Source organism: Pseudomonas indica NBRC 103045 (assembly GCF_002091635.1).
In the GTDB taxonomy this organism is placed as follows: Bacteria; Pseudomonadota; Gammaproteobacteria; order Pseudomonadales; family Pseudomonadaceae; genus Pseudomonas_M; species Pseudomonas_M indica.
In genome coordinates this window covers 240,523-248,528 of the sequence record NZ_BDAC01000007.1, presented here as the reverse complement: position 1 = coordinate 248,528, position 8,006 = coordinate 240,523, and the positions used below count along the sequence as shown (strand labels likewise).

Annotated in this window: 9 protein-coding genes and 1 pseudogene; 3 read left to right on the top strand and 7 right to left on the bottom strand. The window is 62.7% G+C overall.

The features are described 5' to 3' along the window. Positions 1-344: pseudogene (locus PIN01S_RS11305) on the top strand (IS4 family transposase); the annotation flags it as partial. 43 nt (positions 345-387) lie between these two features. Here PIN01S_RS11305 and rplS read toward each other — a convergent pair. The 5 genes from rplS to ffh form a co-directional block, all read right to left on the bottom strand. After that, positions 388-738, bottom strand: coding sequence for a 50S ribosomal protein L19 (gene rplS / locus PIN01S_RS11300; RefSeq protein WP_084335762.1), 351 nt, complete (start codon positions 736-738; stop codon positions 388-390). 43 nt (positions 739-781) lie between these two features. Next, a complete protein-coding gene (trmD, locus tag PIN01S_RS11295; protein ID WP_084335761.1) occupies positions 782-1,525 on the bottom strand; it encodes a tRNA (guanosine(37)-N1)-methyltransferase TrmD in 744 nt (247 codons plus the stop codon). A gap of 2 nt (positions 1,526-1,527) precedes the next feature. Further along, positions 1,528-2,061, bottom strand: coding sequence for a ribosome maturation factor RimM (rimM, locus tag PIN01S_RS11290; protein ID WP_084335760.1), 534 nt, complete (start codon positions 2,059-2,061; stop codon positions 1,528-1,530). A gap of 5 nt (positions 2,062-2,066) precedes the next feature. Further along, complete coding sequence (gene rpsP / locus PIN01S_RS11285) at positions 2,067-2,318, bottom strand: 30S ribosomal protein S16 (protein WP_084335759.1); 252 nt, start codon at positions 2,316-2,318, stop codon at positions 2,067-2,069. Positions 2,319-2,482: 164 nt separating this feature from the next. Further along, positions 2,483-3,859: a signal recognition particle protein gene (ffh, locus tag PIN01S_RS11280; protein WP_084335758.1), complete on the bottom strand. Its 1,377-nt coding sequence runs from the start codon at positions 3,857-3,859 to the stop codon at positions 2,483-2,485. A 156-nt stretch (positions 3,860-4,015) separates the two neighbouring features. Here ffh and PIN01S_RS11275 point away from each other — a divergent pair, with 156 nt between their 5' ends. Together PIN01S_RS11275 and PIN01S_RS11270 are read left to right on the top strand one after the other, a co-directional pair. Beyond that, positions 4,016-4,816: a cytochrome C assembly family protein gene (locus PIN01S_RS11275; protein ID WP_084335757.1), complete on the top strand. Its 801-nt coding sequence runs from the start codon at positions 4,016-4,018 to the stop codon at positions 4,814-4,816. Between the two features lie 18 nt (positions 4,817-4,834). Then, positions 4,835-6,112 carry an HlyC/CorC family transporter gene (locus PIN01S_RS11270; protein ID WP_084335756.1) on the top strand — a complete coding sequence of 426 codons (1,278 nt, stop codon included), beginning with the start codon at positions 4,835-4,837 and terminating at the stop codon, positions 6,110-6,112. On the opposite strand, the gene PIN01S_RS11265 is transcribed toward PIN01S_RS11270, so the two are convergent. After that, positions 6,090-6,824 carry an SGNH/GDSL hydrolase family protein gene (locus tag PIN01S_RS11265; protein ID WP_084335755.1) on the bottom strand — a complete coding sequence of 245 codons (735 nt, stop codon included), beginning with the start codon at positions 6,822-6,824 and terminating at the stop codon, positions 6,090-6,092. The two genes, PIN01S_RS11270 and PIN01S_RS11265, sit on opposite strands and share 23 nt — an antisense overlap. Further along, a complete protein-coding gene (purT, locus tag PIN01S_RS11260; RefSeq protein WP_084335754.1) occupies positions 6,821-8,002 on the bottom strand; it encodes a formate-dependent phosphoribosylglycinamide formyltransferase in 1,182 nt (393 codons plus the stop codon). Before purT ends, PIN01S_RS11265 begins: the two co-directional genes overlap by 4 nt. Between the last annotated feature and the right edge of the window lie 4 nt (positions 8,003-8,006).

Below are 8,006 nucleotides of genomic sequence, written 5' to 3'. Positions count from 1 at the left end.
CGTTGCGCAGCAAGACGCCGGAAATGATCGAGCAAGAGCTCTGGGGAGTACTGCTGGGCTACAACCTGCTGCGCTACCAGATGCTGGAAATGAGTCGCCATTGTCCCGGCATCTACCCCTGCGAGATGAGCTTCACCGCCTGCACCTGGGCGATCCTCGGGTTACTCAATGGCCTTTCCCTACGGCATCCGGGCAACATCCCCAAATACTTGGCAGAACTGCATGCGTCAGCCATGCATTACGTGCTGCCGCATCGGCGGGAGGATCGGTGTTACCCCCGAGCGGTCAGGCCAAAACCCTCCAAGTATCCGCCCAGAAATAAAAATGCCAGTCAGCTTAACTGACTGGCATTAGCCCGGAGGCTGCTTTTTCTGAAGGAGCGCCGGATCAGGCCAGCTTTTCCTTGATGCGAGCCGCCTTGCCGGACAGGTCGCGGAGGTAGTACAGCTTGGCCTTGCGCACGTCGCCACGACGCTTGACGCTCACGCTGTCGACCAGCGGGGAGTAGGTCTGGAAGGTACGCTCGACACCGACGCCGCTGGAAATCTTGCGCACGGTGAACGCGCTGTTCAGGCCACGGTTACGCTTGGCGATGACCACACCTTCGAAAGCCTGCAGACGCTGACGGTCGCCTTCCTTCACTTTCACTTGAACGATAACGGTGTCGCCCGGGGCGAAAGCCGGAATTTCTTTGTTCATCTGCTCGGCTTCGAGCTGCTGAATGATCTTGTTGGTCATCTGAGTGCTCCTAAGACAAACCCACAGGTTTGCCATCGATACGTTAACTATCGTCCCGCTGGCGAAGATATTCCGCCAACAGCTTTTGCTCTTCTCCAGAAAGCGAGCGGCTATCCAGAAGATCAGCGCGACGTTCGTAGGTCCTTCCAAGGGACTGCTGCAAACGCCAGCGCCGGATGTGTTCGTGATTGCCGCTGAGCAGCACCTCAGGAACACGCTTGCCTTCGTACACTTCGGGTCGGGTGTAGTGCGGGCAGTCGAGCAGGCCGTCGGTAAACGAATCCTCCTCGGCGGAATCCACATGGCCCAATGCACCGGGCAACAAACGGGTCACCGCATCGATCAGCACCATCGCCGGCAGCTCGCCACCGGACAGAACGTAATCGCCAATCGACCATTCTTCGTCGACGTGCGCCTCGATGAAGCGCTCGTCGATACCTTCGTAGCGACCGGCGATCAGGATCATTGCCTGCTCCTGCGCCAGTTCGCGCACGGCCGCCTGCTTCAACTGGCGACCCTGCGGCGACAGGTAGATCACCTTCGCCGTCTCCCCGGCCGCCTGCCTGGCTGCTGCCAGTGCACGCTCCAGAGGCTGAATCTTCATCACCATGCCGGGTCCACCGCCGAACGGGCGGTCATCCACTGTCTGGTGGCGATCCTCGGTAAAGCTCCGCGGGTTCCAGCAGGTCAGCTGCAGCAGCCCCTGCTTCACCGCACGGCTGGTAATGCCGTACTCGCTGATGGCGGCGAACATCTCCGGGAAGATGCTAATGACCTCGACCCTCATGGTCAGAAGTCCGCATCCCAGTCCACCCGCATTTCCCCGGCTTCCAGGTCAACCGACAGCACGCACTGCTCCGTATAGGGCAACAGGCGCTCGCGATCATCCAGACTGCCCGGGAAGGGCTTGACCACCATTACATCGTTGGAGCCGGTTTCCAGCAGATGATCGATACGCCCGAGCAGTTGCCCGGCCTGGTCTATCACCTTGAGCCCTTCGAGCTGGTACCAGTAGTACTCGCCCTCGGACAGGCCCGGAAGTTCGCCACGGGGCACGCAAATGTCGAAGCCCGCAAGAGTACGTGCCTCTTCACGGTCATCGAGCCCTTTAAGCTTCGCCACCAGAACCTTGCCCTGGAGGCGGCCCCCGCTCACTTCAACCTGCCGCGTCTCGCTGTCGCGCCGAAGCGTCCAGCGGCGATAGTCCAGCAGGTTGTCGATCGGATCGGTGAAGGAATACACCTTCACTTCGCCGCGAACGCCATGCACCGAAGTGATCTTGCCGAGGACAATCAGCTCCTCGGAAACCGGCGTCGCGTTCATGCTGCTCAGGCAGTGGCCTTGGCAGCTTCCTTCAGCAGCTGAGCAACGCGCTCAGACGGCTGTGCGCCCTGGCTCAGCCAGTAGTTGGCACGCTCCTGATTGACGGAGAGCTTCACTTCGGCACCCGAGGCGACCGGATTGAAGAAGCCGATACGCTCTACGAAGCGACCGTCGCGCGCATTGCGGCTGTTGGTCACGGTCAGGTGATAGAAGGGGCGCTTCTTGGAGCCGCCACGGGCGAGACGAATGGTTACCATGAGAACATCGTTCCTGTAGTCGGTGCTTGCAAAACCAAATTGCACACTGGGCCCTGGGCCCGAAAGGCCGCATATTCTAAGGATTATCCAGCCGTTTGCAAATCTCTTTTTCCGCCGCCCATCGGTGCGGCCGGAAACGGCCGGCGCACCGGGGCGTCACGCCATCAGAACTTGGGCATGCCGCCACCGGGGAACATACCGCTCATACCCCGCATCATCTTGGCCATGCCGCCCTTGGCGGTGAATTTCTTCATCATCTTCTGCATCTGCTTGTGCTGCTTGATCAGCCGGCCGACGTCCTGCACCTGGGTGCCGGAACCGAGAGCGATGCGGCGCTTGCGCGAGCCGCTGATCATCTCGGGATCGCGGCGCTCGGCGGGCGTCATGGAGTTGATGATGGCTTCCATCTGCTTGAACTGCTTTTCCGCCACGCCCTGGGCGCCACCCATCTGCGCCAGATTCATGCCGCCAATCTGCGGCAGCTTGTCCATCAGGCCGCCCAGCCCGCCCATGTTCTTCATCTGTTGCAACTGGTCGCGGAAGTCTTCGAGGTCGAAACCCTTGCCCTTCTTCAGCTTCTTGGTGAGCTTCTCGGCTTTTTCCCGGTCGAGCGTCTGCTCGGCCTGCTCGATCAGGCTGAGCACGTCGCCCATGCCGAGGATGCGCGAGGCAATCCGGTCCGGATGGAAAGGCTCGAGCGCATCGCTCTTCTCGCCCATGCCGATGAATTTGATCGGCTTGCCGGTGATCGCGCGCACCGACAGAGCCGCACCACCACGCGCATCGCCGTCCACCTTGGTCAGTACCACGCCAGTCAGCGGCAGGGCCTCGCCGAAGGCCTTGGCGGTGTTGGCGGCGTCCTGGCCGGTCATGGCGTCGACTACGAACAGCGTCTCGGCCGGCTTGACCGCCGCATGCAGCGCCTGGATCTCGGCCATCATGTCGGCATCGATGTGCAAGCGACCCGCAGTGTCGACGATCACCACGTCGATGAATTTGAGTTTCGCCTCGCGAATCGCCGCTTCGGCGATGGCCACCGGCTTCTGGCTGGTGTCGGAGGGGAAGAAGGTCACATCGAGGTCGTTGGCCAGGGTTTCCAACTGCTTGATGGCCGCCGGCCGGTAGACGTCGGCGGACACCACCAGAACCGACTTTTTCTTGCGCTCCTTGAGGAAGCGCGCCAGCTTGCCGACCGTGGTGGTCTTGCCCGCACCCTGCAGGCCAGCCATTAGCACTACCGCTGGCGGCGCCACGTTCAGTGCCAAATCCTCGTTGGCGGCGCCCATCAGCGCTTCCAGCTCGGCCCGGACGATCTTCACGAACGCCTGTCCTGGCGTCAGGCTCTTCGAGACTTCGGTGCCGACCGCACGGTCTTTCACCCGGTTGACGAAGTCCTTGACCACCGGCAACGCCACGTCGGCCTCGAGCAGGGCCATGCGCACTTCGCGCAGGGTGTCCTTGATGTTGTCCTCGGTCAGCTTGGCCTTGCCAGTGACGGTACGCAGGGTATGCGAGAGGCGATCGGTAAGATTTTCGAACATGCGCGTTCCTTTCGGACTCTATTGAACCGAGGTGATCTTGCGGCAGGGCGCGGATTATAGCGAAGACCTGGGATCACCGACACCGCCTGAAGTCTTTCGTGAGACGAGGGTTCTATGCCACACTCACGCCCTTTCGGGCTCGTCTTATACGGATTTATGCACCCTCTGCTGCCCAGCCTCGCGGCCGCCTGCCTGTACGCCGGCGCCACCGCCTACCAAGGACTCCGCCTGGCCCGCCGCGAGGTGCCGGACCGGCGCCTGCTGGCTCTCCTGGCCATCCTCGCACTGCTTGCCCACGCCGTCGGCCTGTACAACCAATTGCTGACCCCCAACGGGCTCAACCTGGACTTCTTCAACGCCGCCAGCCTGATTGCCGCCGCGGTGATCGCCCTGACACTGCTGGCCTGCGCGCGAATCCCGGTGGAGAACCTGTTGCTTCTGCTATTGCCGCTCGGCGCGCTGACGGCGCTGCTGGCGCAATTCATGCCCTCGGGAACGATCCAGCCGATCAACGAAGAACCGGGCATCCTGGCGCACATCCTGCTGTCGATCCTGGCCTACGGCATGCTCACCATCGCCATGTTCCAGTCGTTGCTGCTCCTTTTGCAGGATCACCAACTCAAGCACAAGCACCCCTCCGGACTGATCCGCAATTTCCCCCCGCTGCAGACCATGGAAAGCCTCCTGTTCGGCTTCCTCTGGGCTGGCTGGGGCCTGCTCTCGCTGTCGCTGCTGTCCGGCTGGCTGTTCCTTGAGGACCTGTTCGCCCAGCATCTGGCACACAAGACGCTGCTCGCCTGCGTAGCCTGGCTGGTCTTCGGGGTGCTCCTGTGGGGACGCCATCAGCTCGGCTGGCGCGGACACAAGGCGATCCGCTGGACACTGGCGGGCTTCTGCCTGCTGATGCTGGCTTATTTCGGCAGCAAGCTGGTGCGCGAATTCATCCTGCACATTTAGATATCTAGGCCACCGCCCGTGGAAAACGTACATCCTGGCTTCCTGCTCGGCCTGTTAGTCTTCCTGCTGGTCTGTTCGGCGTTCTTCTCCAGCTCCGAGACCGGCATGCTCAGCCTCAACCGCTACCGGTTGAAACACTTGGCCAAAGAGGGGCACCGTGGTGCCAAGCGTGCCAGCGCCCTGCTCAGCCGCCCCGACCGCCTGCTCGGCACCATTCTGATCGGCAACAACTTCGTCAATATCCTCGCCTCGTCGATCGCCACCGTGCTGGCCCTGCAACTCTGGGGCGAAGCCGGTATCGCCATCGCCACCGTAGGGCTGACCATCGCTCTGCTGATTTTCGGCGAAATCACGCCCAAGACCCTCGCCGCGCTCAAGCCGGAAAGCGTCGCCTATCCCGCCAGCCTGCCGCTGCTGTTGCTGCTCAAGCTGTTCTATCCGCTGGTACTGGCGCTTGGCTGGGTCAGCAACGGCCTGCTCCGCCTGTTCGGCATCGACCCGGCGAGCAAGGGCAACGACGCGCTGACCACCGAGGAACTGCGCAGCGTGGTCCGCGAGTCCGGCCATGAATTGCCACTCAACCGACAGAACATGCTGCTCGGCATCCTCGACCTGGAAAAGGTTACGGTGGACGACATCATGATTCCGCGCAGCGAAGTCACCGGGATCAATCTGGAAGACGATCTGGACGATATCGTCACGCAGTTGCGTACCACCACCCATACCCGGCTTCCGGTGTTCCGCAACGATATCAACCAGATCGAAGGCGTGGTGCACATGCGTCAGATCGCCCGCCTGCTTACCCACAACCAGTTGACCAAGGAGTCGCTGAGGGCCGCCTGCCACGAGCCTTATTTCGTGCCGGAAAACACACCCCTTTCGACCCAGCTGATCAACTTCCAGAAGCAGAAGCGCCGCATCGGTATTGTCGTCGACGAATATGGCGACGTGCTCGGCATCGTGACCCTGGAAGACATCCTCGAAGAGATCGTCGGCGAGTTCAGCAATCAGGACGCCCTGCGCAGCCCCGATATCCACCCCCAGGAGGACGGCACCCAGGTCATCGATGGCGCCGCCTATATCCGCGAAGTGAACAAAGCGCTCGGCTGGCAATTGCCCTGCGACGGCCCGAAGACACTCAACGGCCTGGTCACCGAGGCCCTGGAAAGCATTCCCGATAGCGGCGTCTGCCTGAAGATCGGCCCTTACCGGCTGGAAATCCTCCAGGCGGCGGAAAACCGGGTGAAGACGGTGCGAGTCTGGGAAGTGAAGGTCAATCGACCCGAACAGGACTGAGCAACTGCGCCAGCCCCTGCGCCCACACGCGATAGCCCAGACTGGACGGATGATAGCCATCCACTGCCAGGTAACCTCGGACGAACTCCAGCGTCATCGGGCAATAGACCGTGCCGGACGCCTGAGCCACCTCACGCAGTTGAGCATCGAGTAGCCTGGCCCGCGCACCCAGCAGCCGCCGCAGCAACCAGGGCAAGGCGAAGAAATGCTGGAGCGGCGGAACGCTGCTGAACGCGACGCGGGCACCCCGCTTCGCCAGGCTCGTCGCCATCGTTTCCAATGCCGATCTCCACTGCGACGCCGGACTGAGGTGGGTGGTGTCATTGACACCGAAAACCAGCAACGCCAGATCGACCGGCTCTTCCAGAACCCGGGGCAACAGACGCTCACAGGCCTCGTGCGCCGTGATGCCGTTTTCTCCGCAGGCCAGCCAATGCACCGGCCGGCGATAGCGCTCGGCCAATTCCGCCGCCAGCCGACCGGCCAACGCATACTCGAGGCAGGATGCCCCGACACCCGCCACCGTCGACTCCCCCAGCACCAGCAAGCGCAAGGGATCACCTTCCAAGCCCATGCCGGCCCGCCCACTGACCGGACCGGCTGCCGGTGCCAATCGCAAGGCCTGACGGTGGGTTCGAACGGCCAGCAACAAGGCGATCGGCAGCGCCGGCAGTGCCGCCGCCCACCAGGCCAAGCCGTGCCACCGGCTCACAGGTCGATGTTCACCGCTCGAGCCGCGCGGGTCGCCTTGGCCCGCGCCAACTCCACTGACGTGTCGCGCGCCAGGGCAACACCCATGCGCCGCTGCCCGGCTACCTCCGGCTTGCCGAACAGACGCAACGCGGTATCCGGTTCGCTCAGCGCCGCCGCCAGGTTGCCGAAACTCACCTGTTTCGACTCCCCTTCCACCAGCACCACGGCCGAAGCCGACGGTCCCAATTGACGAATCGCGGGAATCGGCAATCCCAGAATGGCTCGCGCATGCAGAGCGAACTCGGAAAGGTCCTGGGAAATCAGCGTGACCAGCCCGGTATCGTGGGGGCGTGGCGAAACCTCGCTGAACCAGACCTGATCACCCTTGACGAACAACTCGACACCGAACAGACCGCGCCCGCCCAGCGCCTCGGTGACCGCACGGGCAATGCGCTCGGACTCGGCCAGCGCCTTCGGGCTCATTGCCTGGGGCTGCCAGGACTCATGGTAATCGCCCTTGACCTGGCGATGGCCGACCGGCGCGCAGAAATCGGTGCCACCGATGTGCCGGACGGTCAGCAAGGTGATCTCGTAGTCGAAATCGATGAACCCCTCGACGATCACCCGCCCCTTGCCGGCGCGCCCGCCTTCCTGGGCATAGTCCCAGGCCGCCCGGAGATCGTCAGGCCCCTTGAGCAGGCTCTGCCCCTTGCCGGACGAACTCATGATCGGCTTCACCACGCAGGGATAGCCCAGATCTTCCACAGCCGCACGATAGTCCTCGAAGCTGTCGGCGAAATGGTACGGCGAGGTCGGCAGTTCCAACTCCTCCGCAGCCAGGCGACGGATGCCTTCGCGGTTCATGGTCAATTGCGCAGCCCTGGCGGTGGGAATCACGGTGAAACCCTCGGCCTCCAGCTCGACCAGCGTGGCCGTGGCGATGGCTTCGATTTCAGGGACGATGTAGTGCGGCTGCTCCCGCTCGATCACCGTACGCAGCGCGGCGCCATCCAGCATGTTGACCACATGACTGCGATGGGCGACCTGCATGGCCGGCGCGTCGGCGTAACGGTCGACGGCGATCACTTCGACACCCAGGCGCTGCAGTTCGATGACCACTTCCTTGCCCAGCTCACCGGAGCCGCAGAGCAGGACACGGGTCGCACTCGGCGACAAGGGGGTACCAATACGGGGCATGACG

Coding starts and splice junctions, on each gene's coding strand:
- rplS (WP_084335762.1), bottom strand. CDS start 738: ATGACCAACAAGATCATTCAGCAGCTCGAAGCCGAGCAGATGAACAAA.
- trmD (WP_084335761.1), bottom strand. CDS start 1,525: ATGAGGGTCGAGGTCATTAGCATCTTCCCGGAGATGTTCGCCGCCATC.
- rimM (WP_084335760.1), bottom strand. CDS start 2,061: ATGAACGCGACGCCGGTTTCCGAGGAGCTGATTGTCCTCGGCAAGATC.
- rpsP (WP_084335759.1), bottom strand. CDS start 2,318: ATGGTAACCATTCGTCTCGCCCGTGGCGGCTCCAAGAAGCGCCCCTTC.
- ffh (WP_084335758.1), bottom strand. CDS start 3,859: ATGTTCGAAAATCTTACCGATCGCCTCTCGCATACCCTGCGTACCGTC.
- PIN01S_RS11275 (WP_084335757.1), top strand. CDS start 4,016: ATGCACCCTCTGCTGCCCAGCCTCGCGGCCGCCTGCCTGTACGCCGGC.
- purT (WP_084335754.1), bottom strand. CDS start 8,002: ATGCCCCGTATTGGTACCCCCTTGTCGCCGAGTGCGACCCGTGTCCTG.